Annotated in this window: 10 protein-coding genes and 1 other RNA gene; 9 read left to right on the top strand and 2 right to left on the bottom strand. The window is 55.5% G+C overall.

What is annotated here, in order from left to right:
* Positions 1 to 100 precede the first annotated feature (100 nt).
* The 4 genes from GX466_03390 (at position 101) to dinB (ending at position 13,865) form a co-directional block, all read left to right on the top strand.
* A complete protein-coding gene (locus GX466_03390) occupies positions 101 to 9,577 on the top strand; it encodes a T9SS type A sorting domain-containing protein (GenBank protein ID NLH93250.1) in 9,477 nt (3,158 codons plus the stop codon).
* Positions 9,578 to 9,587: 10 nt separating this feature from the next.
* Positions 9,588 to 10,550, top strand: coding sequence for a hypothetical protein (locus GX466_03385; GenBank protein ID NLH93249.1), 963 nt, complete (start codon positions 9,588 to 9,590; stop codon positions 10,548 to 10,550).
* A 16-nt stretch (positions 10,551 to 10,566) separates the two neighbouring features.
* The gene (locus GX466_03380; protein ID NLH93248.1) at positions 10,567 to 12,531 is read left to right on the top strand and encodes an OmpA family protein; all 1,965 of its coding nucleotides are present in this window, start codon (positions 10,567 to 10,569) and stop codon (positions 12,529 to 12,531) included.
* A 266-nt stretch (positions 12,532 to 12,797) separates the two neighbouring features.
* Positions 12,798 to 13,865 carry a DNA polymerase IV gene (dinB, locus tag GX466_03375; protein ID NLH93247.1) on the top strand — a complete coding sequence of 356 codons (1,068 nt, stop codon included), beginning with the start codon at positions 12,798 to 12,800 and terminating at the stop codon, positions 13,863 to 13,865.
* 50 nt (positions 13,866 to 13,915) lie between these two features.
* On the opposite strand, the gene GX466_03370 is transcribed toward dinB, so the two are convergent.
* Positions 13,916 to 14,830, bottom strand: a complete 915-nt coding sequence (locus tag GX466_03370) for a DMT family transporter (GenBank protein NLH93246.1) — start codon at positions 14,828 to 14,830, stop codon at positions 13,916 to 13,918.
* A gap of 59 nt (positions 14,831 to 14,889) precedes the next feature.
* Positions 14,890 to 15,984 (bottom strand): tetratricopeptide repeat protein, encoded by a 1,095-nt coding sequence (locus GX466_03365; GenBank protein NLH93245.1) that lies wholly within the window; start codon positions 15,982 to 15,984, stop codon positions 14,890 to 14,892.
* 236 nt (positions 15,985 to 16,220) lie between these two features.
* Between GX466_03365 and GX466_03360 the strand changes: the two genes are divergently transcribed.
* The 5 genes from GX466_03360 to ssrA all read left to right on the top strand — a co-directional run.
* Positions 16,221 to 17,159, top strand: coding sequence for an aspartate carbamoyltransferase catalytic subunit (locus tag GX466_03360; GenBank protein NLH93244.1), 939 nt, complete (start codon positions 16,221 to 16,223; stop codon positions 17,157 to 17,159).
* Between the two features lie 12 nt (positions 17,160 to 17,171).
* Complete coding sequence (locus GX466_03355; GenBank protein ID NLH93243.1) at positions 17,172 to 18,440, top strand: dihydroorotase; 1,269 nt, start codon at positions 17,172 to 17,174, stop codon at positions 18,438 to 18,440.
* A gap of 2 nt (positions 18,441 to 18,442) precedes the next feature.
* Positions 18,443 to 19,183 (top strand): dihydroorotate dehydrogenase electron transfer subunit, encoded by a 741-nt coding sequence (locus GX466_03350; protein ID NLH93242.1) that lies wholly within the window; start codon positions 18,443 to 18,445, stop codon positions 19,181 to 19,183.
* On the top strand, positions 19,168 to 20,082 hold the full coding sequence (locus tag GX466_03345; protein NLH93241.1) for a dihydroorotate dehydrogenase: 915 nt from the start codon (positions 19,168 to 19,170) through the stop codon (positions 20,080 to 20,082). The genes GX466_03350 and GX466_03345 overlap by 16 nt, the downstream gene beginning before the upstream one ends.
* 251 nt (positions 20,083 to 20,333) lie before the next feature.
* Positions 20,334 to 20,637, top strand: a transfer-messenger RNA (tmRNA) gene (ssrA, locus tag GX466_03340); the annotation flags it as partial.

The following is a 20,637-nucleotide window of genomic DNA, read 5'->3' as shown; positions in this document are numbered from 1 at the left end:
TTTGTTTTCAGGACCCAACACTCTGGTGTTTCGCCCGGCGCAACGGAGCGCATACTTTGTCAAAACACAGCCAAGCGCAATTCTTGGAAGGAGATAGAGAATGAATAGATTTTTGTTGGTTTTGGCCGTGATGTTGAGCGCAATCGCTCTCTTCGCGCAGACCGGGATTCCGGTTGACCAGGGAACCCCGGAGCTTTCACCGGAGATTCTGGAGCTTATTGCCAGAAACAATTCCCAGACGAGGAGCTTTTCTTTCAATTTCGACTCGTCGCCATATAACCTTCCGGACGCCATTGACATCGACGATCCGGACACAGGTTTGTTTTTGGAGGATGTGGCCTGGACCAAAGATTTCACCAGGCACATAGATAATCCGGAAAGCATAGCCCTGACGCTTTCATTTTTATACCCTTCCACTCGCTTCACGATAACCCAGCCGGACCCGGGCAATCCGCTCAAGCTGCAGTTTGTTCCTATAACAGCCAACTGGTATGGTTCGGAATCCCTGGTTTTGGTGGCAACCGACCCGATCAGCAGCACAGAAGTGATGGCGGTGATCCGCGTAAACGTTACACCAGTTCCTGATCCTCCCGTCTGGAGCGGTTTGCCGGATGGCAACATCTTCGTGACCAACGAAGAAACGGTGTTGCAGATAGAGTTTCAGGACTATGTGAGCTGCATCGACTCGGCCGATCCCACCAACTTTGACCTCAGCGTTCTGTTTGCCGATTTTCCCATAACCGTGACCCAGGAACCGCCCGGCACGGGTTCTTTGGTCACTTTCACGCCCCATCTGGACTACAACGGCATGGCGACCTACGAAATCACAGCCGTGGACAGGCTTTCGAACGCCTACAGCAGCCAGACCATATATATCAACGTGTTGGGGGTAAACGACCCGCCGGAGATAGACTCCTGGCAACCTGTAGAACTTACCCAGAATATCGACCAGGGCGCTTTGCTGGCCTTTTCCGTGACCGCGTCAGACGTTGAAAACGACGAACTGACCTACACCTGGACCCACAGCGGCATCCACAACGGCGTGCCTTTCTCCGATGTGGTTTCCACCACATCCAGTCTGGACTGGCAGTTTAACATCCCTGGCACACAGAGCATTAGCTGTGAGGTTTCTGACGGCCAAGCCACAGACAGCGTTGTCTGGAGCGTGATCGTGCGCCCAAACGGGCCGTTGTTCAATCCCCCGGGCGGCACCTACACCAGCGGGATCAGCGTTACGCTCGCTCCCCCGGCAGGTTTTGAAGGGGCCGTGATCTATTTCACAACGGATGGCAACGATCCAACGGAAACATCTGAGGTATATACTGCTCCAATCGCGGTTGACGCCCTTCCGAACGCGGAAAACGAAGTGGCCATCAAGGCTTTCTTCACTTATCCGGGTTTTCCGCCTTCACAGATAGAGAGTGAAAGCTACCGGATCACCGGAACCCTTCCCGAGCCGGGATTCATGCCACTGGGCGGGCTTTTCTATGCTCCGGTGGAAGTTACTCTGAGCAACGCCAACCCGGCTGCCGTGATCTACTACACGCTTAACGGCAACGATCCCAGCCCCGGAATGCCGGGCACCCTGGAATACGAACTGCCGATCCAGGTTGGAGCGGAAACAACCGTCACCATCAAAGCTTTGGCCACAAGGGAAGGCTGGATGAACAGCACGGTGGCTTCACAAACCTATATCGTGACAGGCACGGTGCAGATTGATAGCCACACCATGACGCCTCCGCCGCTTCCGGAAGGGGAGTTTTATCTCATCGACCAGGGCCAGTATCTGGCAGTTGAGATTGGCGGACTGAGCGTTACCCCGGCCAGCGCGACAGTTTATTACACTCTTGACAACAGCCTGCCCGGCCCGGGCAACCCCAGCGCGCAAGTCTATACAAGCGGACAGCAGATCCAACTCACAAACCCCACTTGGATCACCTTCAAGGCCTACCTCGATGACTGGCAGGCCAGCGATACTTACAGCTATTACTACGATGTGCGCGCCAAAACGGTTTTACTTGACTATGCCAACGGCACGGTGTTCGATCCCGCACCGGGATACAGCACCACGCCGGTTTCCGTGAGCATCAGCTCTTCCACCCTGCCCTCCGGCGCGGCTGTTTACTACACGCTTGACGGCAGCGATCCTGACCCCGCTACCTCGCAGATTTACTCCGGACCCATCCTGATCGAGGAAACCACCACCATCAAGGCGCTGGCCCAATATCCAGGCCTCTATCCCAGCGACATCCAAACCGGTTTGTTCACTATCACAGGCACCGTTGCCGCTCCTGTTTTCGATCCCCTGCCGGGAAGCTTTTCCTCTGCGATCCAGCTAAACATGAGCTCCAGCACGCCCGACGCGGCGATCTATTACAGCCTGGACGGCAGCGAACCGGCTCCAAATGCCACAGGGTCCTTCCTCTATGAAGGCCCGGTCGATTTGGGCAACGGACTGCACCAGGTGTGGGCCCGCGCTTTCAAAGAATTCTGGGACCCCAGCACAATCACGGAAGGAACCTGCGGCATCGGCATCCTGCCCGCTCCCGAATTTGACCTCGCTGAAGGCCTGTACTGGGATCCGATCGTTGTGCATCTCAGCGTTCCCGGCGCGCCAGCCGCTTCCATACATTATACAACCGACGGCTCGAACCCCACTGAGTTTTCCACCTTGTACAATCCAGGCACAGGAATCCCCATAGGGCTTCAAACCAGTTACAATATCAAGGCCATCGCCGTACAGGCTGGCTGGATCAACAGCGCTGTTACCCAGCGAGCTTATCAGGTTACCGGAACCGTGACCACGCCGGCTTTCACACCCGATGGCGGTACCTATTCCGTTTCCACTACTGTCGCCATCACTTCCTATCCCGCGGATGCCGTGATCAGGTACACCCTGGATGGCGGTGAACCCAGCTTGGAAAACGGAACCACTTATGAAGGGCCGATCCTGATCAACAGCAGCGCCACACTCAAGGCCAGGGCTTTCCGCGATGATTGGAGGCCCTCGGAAATCTATGGGGCCATCTACACTATCATCGGCAACATCGCCAACCCAGTGTTCACGCCTGGCGCCGGAACCTATACCAGCCCTGTGGATGTTTACATTTCAGTCAATCCGCCAGACGCCACCATCTATTACACAACCGACGGCTCGGAGCCCAGCCTGAGCAACGGAACCGCTTATGTGACCGGTAATCCAGTGCACGTGGCGCAGGATATGTTGCTGCGGGCCAAGGCCTATAAAAGCGGCTGGAATCCCAGCGAGATCACGAACGCGCAGTACTACATCACCGGAACGGTGAGCGCGCCGGTTTTTGATCCGCCCTCCGGCCAGTATGCTTCAGCTCAAGCCGTATCCCTGACAGCAGTTCCGGCAACCGCGCAGATCATCTACACCCTCGACGGCACCACGCCTTCCCTGGGCAACGGGACGGTTTATGAAAACCCGATAAACGTTTCAGCCAATACCATCATCCGCGCTTTCGCCTGGCTGGAAGGCTGGGAACCCTCAGCAGTCTCCACAGCTTCCTATGTGATCAACGGCCCAGTTGGCCTGCCCATCATCAACCCGGCTGCCGGATATTACAATACGCCTCAAACCGTGAGCATCAGCGTGATCCCGGCCGCGGCTACCATCCGTTACACACTGGATGGCAGCGAACCCACATTGGACAACGGTTTCACCTACAGTGCGCCATTCCCGATCCAAGGTCACACGGTGGTGAAAGCCTACGCCTACAGGGAAAATTGGCTGGATTCAGCCGTGGCTACAGCTGAGTACTTTTTCGTGGTGAGCAATCCTGTGATCACGCCTCCCGGCGGCAGCTTCGCCTCAGCGCAAACGATCTCGATGAGCGTGGGCACAGCAGGAGCAAGCATCCGCTACACCTTGGACGGCACAAACCCCACTCCGGAATACGGTGACTTGTATGTGGGACAATTTGAGCTGACTTCCAGCGCCACTATCAAAGCAATCGCCTACCGCAGTAACTGGATAAATTCAAACATCGTTTCCCAAAGCTATGTGATTAACGGGCCAGTCTCAGACCCCATGTTCTCTGTGGCATCCGGTGATTTCAGCGCTCCCTTCAGTGTGAGCATCACCACCCTGCCTGCCGGTTCCACCATCTATTACACCACCGACGGCACCGAACCCAGCGAAACGAACGGACTGGTTTACGGCAGTCCCCTCCAAATCCAGCAAAACACGGTCCTGAAAGCCCGGGCCTACCGCGCGAACTGGCTCCCCTCCAATGTAAGCAGTGCAGAGTACAATTTCTTCGTAAGCCCGGTGAGCATAGTTCCCAACGGCGGAACCTTCACTTCAAGTCAAAACGTGACACTGAGTACCGTCACTCCTGACGCGCAGATCCACTACACTCTGGACGGCACCAATCCTGTGCCGGGAAGCAGTCCGGTTTACGACCCCTTGATCCCTATCCTGGTGGATCACGACCTGGTGCTCAAAACTATGGCAACCAAAACCAACTGGTATTCTTCCGCCATCACTAGCGCGACCTTCGATATCAACCTCCCGCTGCCTGATGTGGCTACGCCTGTGATCCAGCCCCCAAGTGGAGTTTACAACACCGCCCAGACGGTGACTATCACAACCGCCACACCTGAGGCGACTTTGGTTTACACCACTAACGGCACCGACCCCTCCCTGGATAACGGAACCCATTACACCGGTAGCTTCACCGTTTCAAACAACGTGACCATCAAAGCCCGTGGCTTCAAGGACGGTTATGACCCATCGCCGATCGCCACCGTCCAGTATGTGATCGTAATCCCGATCGAGACGGTCGAAACCCCCGTTTTCAGCCCTCCCGCCGGTATTTACAACGAACCGGTGCAGGTAGCGATTAGCACCCAAACCCCAGAGGCCAGCATCCGCTATACCTTGGACGGCACTGAGCCCTCAGAAACTGTGGGCAACCTCTATATGGGCCCAGTGAACATTTCCCAGACCACCACGATCAAGGCCATCGCCTTTAAAACGGGTATGAACACTTCGCTGATCTCCAATGCCAGCTATGTGATCAATATCATCATTCCGGAAGTGGCGGCGCCGATGTTCTCCCATCCCTCCGGAACCTATTACCAGCCTATTAACCTGAGCATATCCACGACCACAGAGAACGCTCAGATCCGCTATACAACAGACGGCACGCTGCCTTCCCCCACTCACGGGACAGTTTATCAGAGCCCGATCCACATTTCCTCTGACACCAACCTCTTCATTCAGGCCATTGCCTACCGAGACGGCTGGAACTCCAGCCCTGTGGTCTCTGCGAGTTACACTGTCACCGGCACTGTGGCAGATGTGAGCTTCGCTCCCGGCGGTGGCATCTACACCCAGGCCACACCGGTGGTCCTAACTACCTCAACAGCAGGAGCGACCATTCATTATACCACCAATGGCAGCGAACCGAATGAAGGCTCGGCTGTTTACACAACGGCGATTGTGGTGCAGTTGAACAGCACGGTAACCATCAAGGCCAAAGCTTACAAAGCTGGCTGGCAACCGAGCGCCACCACTCAGGAAACCTATACGGTCACAGGCCAGGTTATCATCACGCCTCCCATCTTCAGCCTTAGCGCCGGAGTTTACACCACTCCGCAGACCGTCTCGATCAACAATCCCATACCCGCTGACGCCACCATCCGCTACACCACCGACGGCAGCGATCCCACCACTACATCTGAGATTTACAACGGCCCGATCAATCTGGGTTTGAATCAGACAGTCACGCTGAAAGCCAGGGCCTTTAGAGAAAACTGGATCCCCAGCCCGCTCTACAGCGCCACCTATGTGATGACCGGACAGGTGACCCTGCCCGCGGCGCTCTTCACTCCACCTGCCGGCACCTATCAAACAGCCCAGACCGTGACTATCAATCCGCCTCTGCTGCCAACGGACGCCACTCTGCGCTATACCCTGGACGGCAGCGAGCCCAGCCAGTTCTCGCCAGCTTACATCACTCCGATCCAGTTGGGTCTGAACAGCACCACAACCATCAAGGTGAAAGGCTTCCGTGACAACTGGATTCCAAGCGCCCCAGCGACCGCCACTTATGTGATAACAGGTCAGGCGACCTTCCAAACCCCGGTGTTCTCACCCGCGCCAGGGGTTTACACCACTGCCCAGCAGATCACGGTCAACGGCACTGTTCCATCCGACGCGGTGATCCGCTATACCATCGACGGCAATGATCCCACAGAACTTTCCCCTCAGTACACCGCTCCGATCAACCTGTCCCTGGGAACCTCGCTAACCTTGAAAGTGAGGGCTTTCAAGGCCAACTGGACGCCCAGCGAGATACACACCGGAAACTACACCACAACAGGTGCCGTGACCATCACTCTGCCTGTCTTCACTCCCAACCCTGGGCTGTATACATCGCCGCAGGCTGTGGTGATCAACACCACCACCATCCCGGCTGGCGCGACCCTGCGCTACACCCTGGACGGCAGCGACCCGAACGAAAGTTCGCCGGTTTACAGCAATCCCATACAGGTGGGCAATGGCCAAAGTGTGACAATCAGGGTGCGTGCTTACGCCGCGAACTGGCAACCCAGCCAGATCCACACTGGCGTCTTCACTGTCACCGGTCAGGTCTCGATTGCCGAACCGGTCTTTACTCCGCCTGCTGGAACCTATCAGACCGCGCAGGTTGTTACACTGAACACAATCACAACACCGGCCGGAGCTACACTGCGCTACACTCTGGATGGAACTGAACCCACGTCGAGTTCGCAGATCTACACCACAGCCATCCAACTGGCCCTGGGTTCCATGACCACGATCAAGGTGAAGGCTTATCTCAACAACTGGCTACCCAGCCCAACTTACACAGCTATCTACAACATCACCGGCGCGTTGAATATCGCCGAACCGGTTTTCACACCCGCGGCTGGAATATATCAAACTGCCCAGTCTGTGGTGATCAACACCACCACCAGCCCGGCGGGAGGAACGGTACGCTACACTACCGACGGCAGCACTCCCACGGCATCTTCGCCAATCTACACTACTCCGATTGTTGTTCCTCTCAATACCACCACGACAGTGAAAGCAATGGCCTTTCTCACCGGCTGGGCTCCAAGCCAGGTTTACACGGCCGTCTATACCGTAACTGGCCAGGTGCAATTGCCAGCCCAGGTCTTCACTCCGGCTGCCGGAACTTACCAGACGGCACAGAGCATCACCCTGAACACGAACACAACCCCTGCCGGGGCAACGCTCCGCTACACTTTGGATGGTTCTGTGCCCACAGAGAACTCGCCTGCCTACACTGCGCCGATAAATCTGCCTTTGAACAGCACCACCACCATTAGTGTGAAAGCGTTCAAGGCCAACTGGACGCCAAGCACAACAGCGACCGCGACCTATGTTATCACCGGACAGGTGGTGTTCCAAACCCCAATATTCACTCCACCCGAAGGGATTTATCAAACTGCCCAAAGCATAGCGGTTGCTGCCACGATCCCATCTGACGCGACCATCCGCTACACCATGGACGGCACTGAACCCACCAGTTCTTCCAGTATTTACACAGGCCCGATCAACCTGCCTCTGAACAGCACAACCACCCTGAAAGTGAAAGCCTTCAAGACAAACTGGACCGCCAGTGCAACCCAAACAGCCACCTATACCATCACGGGCCAGGCGAGCATCCAGACGCCGGTGTTCAGTCCCTCGCCCGGCACATATCAGACGGCACAAAGCGTGAGCATCAACAACATAACTATTCCCACCGGGGCGCAGATCCGCTACACTCTGGACGGCAGCGAGCCAACTGAGACATCCCAAATCTATACCCAGCCCATTCAACTGGCAATGAACAACAGCTACGAGATTCGTGCCAGGGCGTTTGCGGTCCACTGGGTCCCCAGCCAGACCTATGTTGGCTATTATACCATCACAGGTGCTGTCACTATCCCGGACCCGGTGTTCACTCCTGCTGCAGGAACCTATACATCGAATATCGCGGTTGTCCTGAATACCCAGACAAACCCTGCCGGAGCGACTCTCCGCTATAGCCTGGATGGCAGTGAACCCACTGAATCAAGCCCGGCTTACACGCAACCGATAGAGCTGACAGCCCCGGCTAATGTAACCATTAAAGTAAAGGCTTACAAGAATGACTGGCTTCCCAGCCAAACATATTCTGCCCAATACTTCCTCACCGGTCAGATGCAATTGATGCCTCCCTATCTAAGTCCCGCGCCGGGTGTTTTCACCGAAACCATCAGCGTCACGTCTGTGGGAGGAACCAATCCCAGCGGAGGAACGATTCGCTTCACGACGGACGGTTCCACCCCGACAGAATCCTCTCCGGTCTTTGACGAGCCTGTAAGCATTGGACTGAACTCAATCGATTTCACGATCACGATCCGCGCCTTCAAGGAAGGCTGGATCCCCAGCGAACCCTGGACGGGAGTCTATAGCGTAACTGGACATGTGCAACTGCCGCAAGTGATGTTCAGTCCGGAGCCCGGAACCTACCAGTCGGCTCAGAGCGTCACCCTGGCTGCGGCAACTCTGCCTGCGAATGCCACCATCCGCTACACCACCGACGGAACCGAGCCCACAGAGAATTCCGCGGCTTACACAGCTCCGATCACCCTGCCGCAAAATGCCACCTCCACCCTCAAAGCCAGGGGATTTGCCGACGGCTGGATTCCCTCCGAAACCCAAACAGCGGTTTACACCATCACCGGAACCGTTTCCCCGCCGGTGTTTTCACCTCCGGGAGGAACTTTCGGTGCGCCGGTCTTTGTGGTGATCTCATCTCCCACCGAGGATTCCGAGATCCGCTACACCACCGACGGTAGCGAACCCACGGCTGAATCAGCCCTCTACACCGAGCCTGTGATAGTGCCCAACTTCGCGCAGAACATGGTGATCTCGGCCCGGGCATTCAAAGCCGACTGGACCCCTAGCCCTGTGGCCAGCGCCACTTACTCCATCTTCTCGGCGCCGATCGATGTGCGCGGATTCACCTACGCTGGTTACATCAGGGTGCTGTGGAACCTACCCGATGCTGGCAAAGGCCTGGATGGCTTCAACGTTTACCGCCGCAAACTGACGGAATCAGGCTTCACTAAAATCAATACTTCTCTGGTGAATACTCAAGTGGATGGAAACTATTATTACGATGACTACAGCATCGAAATGGAAGTTTCCTACGAATATTACGTGACCGCTGTGTATGGCGGGACTGAAAGCCCGGCTAGCGCATCTACGGTGGAATACTATCAGTCTCAGGACCTGGATATCAGCGACGCCTCATACGCCTGGCCAAATCCAGCAACCGACCAGACCGAAATCGTGGTTATCCTCAACCGCAACAACAATGTGACCCTCACCGTCTCGATCTACGATTTTGCCGGAAAGAAGGTCCAAACTATCACTGAACCGTCCCAGAACTCAAATCAGATCAGGATTCCCTGGAATCTCAAGAACATCTCCGGCGCCAAAGTCGGCCGGGGAACCTATTTTGCCCGCGTTGTAGCTAATGACGGCGTGAACAGGTCTGAACACGTGATCAAGATCGCGGTCAAATAAGGAGGCAAAGATGAAAACGATAAAGATAATGAACTACATCCTGCCCGTTGTGCTGCTCGTGCTTGCGGCTACGCCCATCGCGGCCCAGGAGATGAACAATTCACTTTTGGCCTATTCCCGCATGGGAGTCGGAGCCCGCGTTATAGCCATGGGCGAAGCCGGATCTACCGTAACCAACGATATCGTGTCTGGCTACTGGAACCCGGCCGGGCTAACGCGGATGAAGGATTTCGAGCTGGGCACCATGGTCAATTTGGACATGGGCTACAACCGCAGCCACAACTACGCTTCCTTCGGAAACCGCTTCAGATTCGGCGCTCTGGCGCTATCCTGGGTGAACGCCAACGTTCTAGACATTGACGGCTACGATGAAAACGAAAATCCCACCGGCACCTTCTCAGACAGCGAAAACAACTTCACCCTCAGCTATGCCAACAGCATTGGTGATTTCAGTTTTGGCTTTGGCCCCAAGTTCTATCTGAGCACCCTGGAAGGCGAATCGATCTACGGATACGGAGTGGACTTCGGCGCGAAGTATGACATCAACCAGTATCTGGAAATCGGGGCGATGGCCCGCGACCTGTATGGCGAATTCGACGGCGCCACAATGCCTTACCAGATTTCGGCCGGCCTGGCGGCTTATCCCCTGAAGGGCTTAACCCTGGCAGCCGATGCCAAAATGGAAAAGGACGAAGACCCCTACTTCTGTTTCGGAGCCGAGTATTGGACCTCGATCGGCAGAGATCCGGAGGCGGATTCAAAGCTGTCTGTCGTCTCCGTGAGCGAGCAAAGTTCATGGGAGGAAACGCTTTCCACCCTGCAAACCGGATTACGGCTGGGCTACAACCGCGGCCGGCTTTCCGCCGGGACTGGGATAAAGCTGCGCAACTTCCAGCTGGACTATGTGTTCCGCTACAATAACCACGAGGTTTTCGGCAATGACCACATTCTGTCCCTCATCCTGAGGTTCTGACCAAATGGGAGCGGTGATGAAAAAAACAGCGATCATTCTGCTGCTGGTCGGCATGGCAGCCCTGGCTTTCGGCCAGATCAGGTCTCCGGGCTCGCGCTACGCGCAGGAGGGCCTGGAATATTATCAGCGTGGCGAATACAACCGGGCCATCCGTGAATTCCTAAGCGCGGACCGCTCCGCTGACGGCAGGGTCCCGGAATACCATTACTGGCTGGGAAGGCTGCACATTGCCGTTGCGGATACCGCCAGCGCGATGCGGTGGTTCGACAAATACCTTGATTCCGGAGATAAGCAGTATCAATCCCAGGTTGACAATTATCTACGGATAGTGCAGCGCCAGAAAAAGATATTCAGCAAGGTGAACATCCGTCCTCTGCCGGATTATGTGAACAGCCGCAATTCAGATTACGGCGCCATCCTGGACCCCGAGGGAAAGTACCTCTATTTCACTTCCCTCCGTCCGGCTAAAAAAGGCAAGGAAAACATCTGGCGTTCGGAGATTTTCAGCTCCGGATTTGGCCAGCCGGAGCTGGTAGATGAACTTTCCACCGACAAAAACGAAGCTTTCGGCTGCTTCTCCGCCGATCCACAGGGCGCCTGGATATTTGGCAACTACGAAACCAACAAACGCGACGGCGACATCTATTTCGTGCCCCGCACCGATAAATGGTTCCAGCCCCAAAACATCTCCCAACTTAACTCCTCGCAGGTGGAAACCCATCCCATGGTTTTCCGCGACCGGCTGCTCTTTTTCGCCTCCTCCCGGGAAGGCGGATACGGCGGCACGGATATCTATGTAAGTGAAAAGATCGGCGGCATCTGGACCCAACCTCAAAACCTGGGGCCGATGATCAACACACCGGAAAACGAACAAACGCCTTTCCTGGATTGGGACGGAAGAACACTGTATTTCTCGTCCCGCGGCCATCCCGGCTTCGGCGGTTATGACCTCTTCAAGGCTTACCGGATCGGCACCACCTGGCAGGAATGGTCTTTGCCAGAAAATCTGGGCCTGCCGGTGAATTCCACCCGCAATGACCGCTATTTCTACCATGTCCGCGGCAGCAACGAAGGCTATATAAGCTCCGACCGCCAGGTAAGCGGTTTTGAAAAGATCTACCAGATCAATTTCTCGCTCGCCAGGCCCACCAGCTATCTCGTTCGTGAAGCCGACGGCTCTGTCCGTAGCGTGGATGTCGAATATGTGGCCCCCGCCCTGAGGAAGCCAGCTGACGAGGAAACCATCTTTGCTCGGATCGACGAGAGCTTGGAAACCATCAGGCAGGGCCTGCCCAAACCTGGTTTCGTGCCTGCTCCCCTGGGACGCGAACCTCAACCCACAGAAGCCTTGGCGGAAGACGTTGAACCCATCATTATCCGGGTTGAAGGCTCTGTGCATGACCAGTTTGGCGAGGCTGTGCTGACCGAGGTCCAGATCAGCGGCGAAACGAATGGGCAGAGGACAGTTGAAGTGTTCAACACCAATTCCCTGGGCAATTTCCTCGGCACCCTGCCCTTGGCGGATACCTATACCGCGGTTATAAACACCCCCGGATACCTCGTTCACCAGCAAATCATCCAGGACCCGAGGTCATTGGCCAGGGTCAAGCTGGACATCGAGCTGCAAAAACTGGAGAAAAAAGCCAGTCTCAGCCTGCCTGACATCCTTTTCGAAAACGGCAGTTCTGAGCTTGGAAGCGGGGCCACCGCGGAATTGGACCTGCTGGTGATGAGCCTGCTCACCAACCAGGGCCTGAAGGTCAAACTTTCCGGGCATGCCTGGGAATCTGGTTCCACGGCCGAGAACAAGGACCTCTCTGAGCGTCGCGCCCGTGCCGTGGCAGACTATCTTATCAGCAAAGGCATCGCCAAAAAACGCGTATCGTGGAAAGCCTATGGCAACACCCGCACCCTGGATCCCCAAACCGAACCTTCCGCCCTCGGCAAGAGCCGCAGGGTGGAGATTCTGCTGCAAATGTAACACCTATATTTAGATTACCTGATAATGCCGCCCTTTCGAGGCGCGGCATTTCTTTTTTAAGCCTTTCGACCCTCTCTGGCCGTTAAGGCCCTTTCATGTGTCTCAGTCGCGCCTCCCGCATGATACCCGCATTTGATGCGAGGATTGGGCGGGAGGCGTTGGAGTGCGATTGAAACGAGCGCTAAGGGTGTGACCAGCAGGACATGGCAGTAGATAAGCCTGAAATAAAGCCTTGACCAATCAGGTGCTGATAGCAAACTGGCCGCGTGAACAAGATCATCCACATCGACATGGACGCTTATTTCGCGGCGATTGAGATTCGCGAGGACCCCTCGCTGAGGGGAAAATGTGTGATCGTTGGCGGCAACCCCAATGGCCGGGGTGTGGTTTCCACCTGTTCATACGAAGCGCGCAAATTTGGCGTTCACAGCGGCATGAGTTCGCATCAGGCCTGGAAGCTCTGCCCTCAGGGAATCTTTTTGCGCTGCCGTTTCAAGCTGTATAAAGAGGTCTCGGAGCAGATTCGGGCCGTCTTTTTCAGCTATACCGATCTTGTGGAAACGATGTCCCTGGATGAAGCATATCTGGACGTTACCACAAACAAAGCGGGGCTGGATGATCCCGTGGAGATCGCACGGCGCATCAAAGCCGACATTCTGGCCGCCACCCAACTCACTTGTTCGGCCGGGGTTTCCTTCAACAAATTCCTGGCCAAGATCGGCTCCGAATTGGAGAAACCGGACGGCCTGAGCGTGATCACGCCGGAAAAAGCGCAGGAAATCCTGTTCAATCTGCCCATCGGGAAATTCTATGGCGTAGGCCGGGTCACCGCTGCCAGGATGAAGAAAATGGGCATCCACACCGGAGAGGACCTGCACCGCCAGGAACTGCGCGATCTGACGCGCGTCTTTGGCAAAATGGGACTCTATTTCTATCAGGTGGTGCGGGGTATCGACAACCGCGCCGTGATCACCGAGTCCGACCCCAAATCCATCAGCTGCGAAAACACTTTCCACACCGATCTAAGCTCTATCGAAGAACTGCTGGAGGAACTGAAAGACTTGGTGGACAGGCTGGTTAACCGTCTGGCTTTTCGCAACATTCAGGCCCGAAACCTGATCCTCAAGATAAAATACGATAACTTTGAGTGCGTCACCCGCAGCTGCCCGCTGCCCGAAGTGAGTTCCGAAAAAGCTCTGCTTTTCGAATACGCCCAGAAACTGCTGGTGACAAACTGGGATAGGGGCCGCAAAATCCGCCTCCTGGGAGTGGGGGTGGGCAAACTGGACTTGGGCGAATCAGACGGCTCTGAGCAGCTCGAACTGCCGGTTTAACCCTGATTCCAATCCAGGGAGGCAGTGGCATGGTTCGTAGGAATCAGGTTTCAGCCTTTATCCAGTCCGGATTTTCGCTTGGAATCGCCTTTCTGCCAGAAATTGCTGCCGATTATCACCAACAAGCCGATGAAGGTGGCGGGATGGATGCTTTCTTTCAGGATAAGGGCGATGCAGATCAGCGACAGGAAGGGGGTCAGGAAGATAAGGTTGGAGATTGAGGCCGTGTTTTCGCTGGTTTCAAGCGCTTTCTGCCAGAGGATGAAGGTGAACCCCATCTCAAAAATGCCCACATACAGCGCGCCCAGCAAACCCCAAAGCATTACGCCGTCCGCAGTGAAGAGCCCGGGCAGGTTCATTTTTCCGCGGAGCTGGGCGTAGAGCGCTGTGGCCAGGGTGCCCACCAGGAAATTGAATAGCAGCTTGCCTTTGGCGTCGCGGGTGTCCTTTAGGTTCAGAATCCAGTAAGAGGCCCAGACCAGCGAAGTGGAAACCGCCAGTAAAGATCCCAGGGGATCATCGAACTGAAGCTGGAAAATCCGTCCCCGGGTGGAAATGACCACCACTCCCAGAAAACTTAACAGCAGTGCCAGCAGGTCGTTGAGGCGGAACCGCTCTTTGAGCAGCCAAACCGAAAGCAGGGAAAGCAATATCGCCCAAGTGTAATTGAGCACCTGCGCTTCCTGGGCACGGAGGCGGTCATAAGCCACGAACAGCATCAGATAATAGATGAAGGGATTCAGCAATCCCGCTGGTAGTGAACGCCACCAGGAATTGAAGAGCTCCCGTGGCTTCCGGCCTGAGCCAAAAAACGTTCCCGCCAGAAAGAGAGTGGCAGCGACGGAAGAGAAAAGCAGTAATCCCAGCGGAGTAAGATGCCGAAGGCTGAGTTTGAAGGCAGTGGACACGGTGGACCAGGCCAGCACGGCGCCCAGGGCGTAAAGATAAGCGGTTTTGACTTTCATTCTGGCAAAGAAAAAGCCTGCCCGGATAGCGGACAGGCTGATTTCCATCCGGGAAAGGCTTATTTCATCTTTTTAAGGATGTTGTTGAATTCAGTCTCGAGGGCTTTGTTACTGGTCTTTTGAGCGCCGAGGATCACAAGACGCACGGCGTCTTTGTTCATGCCGTCATATTCATGCCATTTGCGGGCATAGGTGATCATTTCTTGATAATCTTCCATCTTGTTGAGCAGAAAGCTGATATCCTGATAGTCTCTATCGTCGTCACGGATCTCCAATAGCCTTTTCAGAAAACCCACCGCGGCAGCGTCGTCTTCCAGTTTGAAGGCGATGTATTTGGCGTCGGCGAGGGCGTCTTCGTTGTTGGGCTCGATGTTCAGCACCATCTGGTTGTTAAGCTTGGCAGCCTCATATTGTTCCAGTTCGAATTGGCAGTAGGAAAGGTTCATCAGGTTGTTCACGTTCAACGGTTCGGTCTGCTTCACTTTCTCGAAGAAGGGTATGGCAGCGGCGTATTCTTTTTTGTTCAGGTAAAAGATTCCCATCGATTCCTGCACTGTGTTGTCTTCGGGATTCACCTCATAGATTTTGAGCAGGATGGCCTCGGCTTTGGCTTCGTCCTTAACGTCTTTCTGGTAGATGGTTGCCAGCTTGTAGAGGGGCTCAGTGCGGGATGGGTCCATCGCGGCTACTGTCTCAAAGATTTCAATGGCGCTGGCGGTGTTTCCATCGGCCAGTTGGGTGTCAGCGGCGTTGAACATTCTCGTCCAGGCGCTGGTGCGGCGTTTTTTCATGTCGCGGATGGCGGCCAGTTCTTTCTCCGTGGGCTTTTCATACTTTTCCATGATGGAGATGGATTTGTTGTAGTTCTCAAACGCCTTTTTATTGAATTCCACTGCCCTTTCGGCAATGGTTTCGCCATAGTAGAGGTTGATGTCCGCCACCCTTCTCAGGGCGTGGGCGTGGTTGGGATTGCCTTCTTTTTCATCCAGCACTTTGTTGTAAAGGGCGAGGGCTTCTTCCACATTCTGTTGGTTGTAGGCCACGTCGGCGGATTTCAGGTCAACAGTGGCGCGGGGGCTGAGTTTCTCCCTGTTCGCGGCGCAGGCTGAAAGAAAGAGCAACGCAGCCAGAGCCAGGATCATGAGACGTTTCATAATTATATCTCCTGTGAGTTTTTTCCTTTAAAAGATACCAAAAATCCTAAGGGGAATATCAGTCAAGACTTTTTCCAACCCGTTTCGCCAATATGCACTTGCGTGATGGGTGATTCCCGCTTGAGAGTATTTCCATTAGGGGATGGCAAAAAATAACTTGACCGAATGCCCAAGCGCGCCAAAAAGGAGCAAATTAACACCTTTAATCCGTGCCAGTGAGCCGGAAAGGAGCCAAAATGGAATCTAAGCCCCAATTCGTCGGCCGCAGCCTCTTCGACCTGGAAGACTATTCTGCCGATGAGATCATGTACATCCTCTCAGCCGCCCAAGGCATGAAAGAGATTAACCTTCGCGAGTATAAAAAAATTCCCACCCTGCGCGGCAAAACCGTCTGTACCCTTTTTGTGGAAGACAGCACCCGTACCAGAATGAGTTTCGAGCTCGCCGCCAACCGCCTCAGCGCAGACGTCGTGAGCTTTCAGGCCTCGGTTTCCTCACTCCAGAAAGGCGAAAGCCTGCAGGACACCATCTATACCCTCGACGCTATGGGTATCGACCTCTACTGCGTCCGCCACAGCAGTCCCGGCAGCCCCCAACTGGTGAACAAATACTCCGGAAAGCCCGTCATCAACGGCGGTGACGGACGCCATGCCCATCCCACCCAGGCCTTGCTAGACATCTTTTCCATCTGGGAACACGTGGGCGATCTCAAAGGTCTTAAGATCACCATCGTGGGCGACATCCTGAACACCAGGGTGGTGCGTTCCAACCTCATCGGCATGAAAAAACTGGGTATGGAGGTGACCGTCTGCGGTCCCCGGACCCTGATGCCTGGCTGGCTGGAGGACATTTTCGGATGCCGCGTGGAATATGACCTGCGCGAAGCTCTGAGCGACGCTGACGTCGTGATGGGCCTGCGCATGCAGCTTGAGCGGATGGAGGAGGGCTTGTTTCCAAGTTTGGAGGAATATAGCAAGCACTACGTGCTCTCCAAAGATACCATCCAGTATGCCAAAAAAGACGCTCTGATAATGCATCCGGGGCCGATGAACCGCGGGGTGGAAATCCTGCCTGAAATCGCGGACAGCAGCCATAGCATAATTGTGGAACAGGTAGCCAACGGCGTGGCTGTGCGCATGGCACTAATGTTCCTCATCCTCGGCGGAAAACTATAAGGGAGGGGAAACATGACCACACTCATCATCAATGGCACCGCCTACATCAACGGAAAGTTTCAGACCCGTGACATCCTGATCCGCAACGGCAGGATCGCCAGAATCGCCAAAAGTCTGCCGGCCAAGGCGGACAAAATCGTCAACGCCTCCGGAAAACACATCTTTCCCGGTTTTGTGGACATCCACGTTCATCTGCGTGACCCCGGCCAAACCTATAAGGAAGACATAGTTTCCGGAACCCGCGCCGCGGCCCGGGGCGGATTCACCAGTCTCTGCGCCATGCCGAACACCGATCCCGTGGTGGACAACATCGCCACGGTTGACTACATCCAGCGTCGCGCCAAGGACCTGGGTTCGGCCAGGGTCCACGTGATCGGCGCCATGACCAAAAAGAGCGAGGGCAAGGAAATCAGCGAAATGGCCACCATGCAGTCCGGCGGGATTGTCGCGGTTTCGGATGATGGAAATTGCGTTCAGAACGCCAAGTTGATGCTCAACTGCATCCGCTACGCCACCAATTTCGGACTGCCACTGGTTATCCATGCCGAGGACTACAATCTGGCAGGTAAAGGCCAGATACATGGTGGACGTGTCGCCTCCAGGCTGGGGCTTGCCGGTCTTCCCGGTCTGGCCGAGGAGGTCATCGTCTCGCGCGACATCATGCTGGCGGAAAGCACCGGCGCCAGGCTGCACATCGCCCATATCAGCACCGCCCGTTCCATTGAACTGGTGCGCGAAGCCAAGGAACGCGGTGGAAAAGTCACCTGCGAGGTCACTCCCCACCATCTCATTCTTACCGAAGAAGCCTGCCGGGGCTTCAATACCAACACCAAGATGAAACCACCGCTGCGAACTGAAAAGGACCGACAAGCCTGTTTGGACGCGCTTAAGGACGGGACCATAGACTGCATCGCCACCGATCACGCTCCCCATGCCGATTTTGAGAAAGTGCGCGAGTTCGACCACGCCCCCTTTGGCATCATAGGCCTGGAAACAGCTTTTTGCGCGCTCTACCACCATCTGGTGAAGCCCGGCCATCTCTCCCTGGCCCGCTTGGCTGAAGCCTTGACCAGTGCTCCGGCCAAAATCCTGGACTTGCCGCCGGCTGAACTCAAAACCGGCCATCCCGCTGACCTCAACATCATCGATCTGGAAGCAAGCACCACTTTCACCGCGGAATCCATGCTCTCCAAGAGCAAAAACACCCCCTGGCTGGACCAAACGCTCTCTGGACGTGTAGTCTGCACCTTCCTGGAAGGCCGCGTAACCTGGCAGGAGTGAGTGTGATCACCCATCTTGAACTGCCGTTGCTCAGTACCGAACGGATCAACCGGGTTTACCTGCGGATCAGCGTTTCGGCGCCTGATCTGGCTCCGCGTTGCCGTCCGGGGATGTTCTTTGAAATCAAAGCGGGATCGCCTTCCCAAGCCAGGCGCCTCTTCAAGCCGGTGAGCGTGTTTGAAGCTCATGATGGTGAAATCGCTTTCCTGATCAAGGTTGTGGGCCCTGGCACCCAGGCTTTGGCTGATTTGAAGCGGGGCGACCCGTTGCTGTTGACTGGGCCGCTGGGCAACTCTTTTCTAGAACTTCAAGGCAAAAAGGTCCTGCTTGTGAGTGGTGGTATCGGTTATCCGCCCCTGGCCTGGCTGAAGCAGGTTCTGGAGCCTGAGAACAAGGTCATCCACATCCACGGCGGAGCCTGCGTGACGGACGTCTTTCCCTGTGACCGGGCTTACACCCTGGACGGCAGTTTCGGAATTCAAGGCTTGGTCACACGCGACGTGCGAGAAATCATCAAAGCCGAGAATATCGACACGGTCTGCAGTTGCGGGCCCATGCCCATGCTGAAGGCACTTCAGTCCTGCGTTAGCGGTCTGCTGCACTATGCCTCTCTGGAAGCCTACATGGCCTGCGGGCTGGGCGCCTGTCACGGCTGCGCAGTCCCGGTGGGGGAGGGCTGGCAGCGTGTCTGCAAGGAAGGGCCTGTGTTTGAGGCATCCGCCATTCGCTGGGAGGAGTTGTGAAAAGCCTTGCCACCTCGCTGGGGCGCCTGCGGCTGAAAAGCCCGGTAACAGTTGCTTCTGGCACTTTCGACCCCGATTATTTCGAGCTCTTCGACCAGGATGTCCTCGGCGCCTATACCACCAAAACCATCACCCTGGCCCCGAAAGCGGGCAATCCACATCCGCGTCTCTATGAAACCGAGGCCGGGCTGCTTAATTCCATCGGCCTCCAGAATCCTGGCCTCAAAGCCTGGCTGAATGAGGATTTGCCGTCGCTGCTGGACTTACTCAGGATTCCGTTGATAGTCAGTTTCTCCGGTTCTTCGGAAGACGAGTTTCTGCGGATTCTTGAAGGACTGGAGGTTCAGGACGGAATCGCCGGCTATGAGGTGAACGTCTCCTGCCCCAACGTTGCCAGAGAGGGAATCGCCTTCGGAGCCGATCCGGACGTTGTTTTTTCCCTGGCTTCCAGGCTGTCCGCCATCACGCAACGCGAACTGATTTTCAAACTCAGCCCCAATGTAACAAACATAGCCTGCATCGCCCAAGCTGCCGAGTCTGGCGGAGCTTCCTCACTGGCGCTGATAAACACACTCTACGGCTCAGCGATCGACTGGAAAACCGGCAGGTTCAGGATATCCAGTCCGGTTTGCGGCTACAGCGGCATCGGGATCAAACCAGTCGCCCTGGCCCTCTGCCACAAGGTTGCCCAGATGGTAACAATCCCCATTCTGGCCCTGGGCGGCATCCACAATTGGCGGGACGCCCTTGAATTTTTCTGGGCCGGCGCTTCCGCAATCGCCCTCGGCACCGCTTTTTACAGCGATCCCCTGGCCGCTGTCAAGCTACGCGACAGTCTGGAAAAGCACCTGAGGGAAAATGACCTCTCGCTGTCCGATATCATAGGCAAGGCGCGTTGAGCACAGAGCCTTAACCCTCTCAGCTTCGCCCCCGTCCTGCCACTCGTATAACACTCCCATGAAATGCGGGGATAAGGCGGGAGGCTCTGTTGATACGGACCAGCAGGGGTTCAGGACCAGCAAGCCGGCAACAATCTTGAAAGCTTCCGGCAATGTGCCAGGTTATGCCCGGACGAAGCTAAGTGCTGATTTACCGCTTGACAGCAATCCCGCATTGAATATATTGTCTTTAAGTTCTTTACAAGCTTATAGGGGGTGACATGGTTTCGACAGGGAACCAGGGTGTGAGAGATGCATGCCGGAGACGCTGTCCGCTCCGTTATCAAGCAGCAAATAAATCTAACTGCAAACAACAACTACTCCTTAGCCGCATAAGCGGCTAACGTTCAGCCCTTCCGCGCCGCCGGGGAGGGATTGGGCGTCGAAACAGTGTGGCTGCTCCGGGTTCGAGAGCTCATAAAACCCGGCTAAGACAATGAGCAGTGGCTTCGGCGGGTCTGATTGTCTTTCACCGCCCCAGCCGAAAACAAAGACAACTAAGCATGTAGATTCACT

Source organism: Candidatus Cloacimonadota bacterium (genome assembly GCA_012516855.1).
Lineage (GTDB): Bacteria > Cloacimonadota > Cloacimonadia > Cloacimonadales > Cloacimonadaceae > Syntrophosphaera.
The sequence above is the reverse complement of the archived record's forward strand: the minus strand, read 5'-3'. Positions and strand labels throughout refer to the sequence as shown.

What these genes read in the sequence shown, in the direction of transcription:
- GX466_03390 (NLH93250.1), top strand. Translation starts at nt 101, where the DNA reads ATGAATAGATTTTTGTTGGTTTTGGCCGTGATGTTGAGCGCAATCGCT.
- GX466_03385 (NLH93249.1), top strand. Translation starts at nt 9,588, where the DNA reads ATGAAAACGATAAAGATAATGAACTACATCCTGCCCGTTGTGCTGCTC.
- GX466_03380 (NLH93248.1), top strand. Translation starts at nt 10,567, where the DNA reads ATGAAAAAAACAGCGATCATTCTGCTGCTGGTCGGCATGGCAGCCCTG.
- GX466_03370 (NLH93246.1), bottom strand. Translation starts at nt 14,830, where the DNA reads ATGAAAGTCAAAACCGCTTATCTTTACGCCCTGGGCGCCGTGCTGGCC.
- GX466_03365 (NLH93245.1), bottom strand. Translation starts at nt 15,984, where the DNA reads ATGAAACGTCTCATGATCCTGGCTCTGGCTGCGTTGCTCTTTCTTTCA.
- GX466_03360 (NLH93244.1), top strand. Translation starts at nt 16,221, where the DNA reads ATGGAATCTAAGCCCCAATTCGTCGGCCGCAGCCTCTTCGACCTGGAA.
- GX466_03355 (NLH93243.1), top strand. Translation starts at nt 17,172, where the DNA reads ATGACCACACTCATCATCAATGGCACCGCCTACATCAACGGAAAGTTT.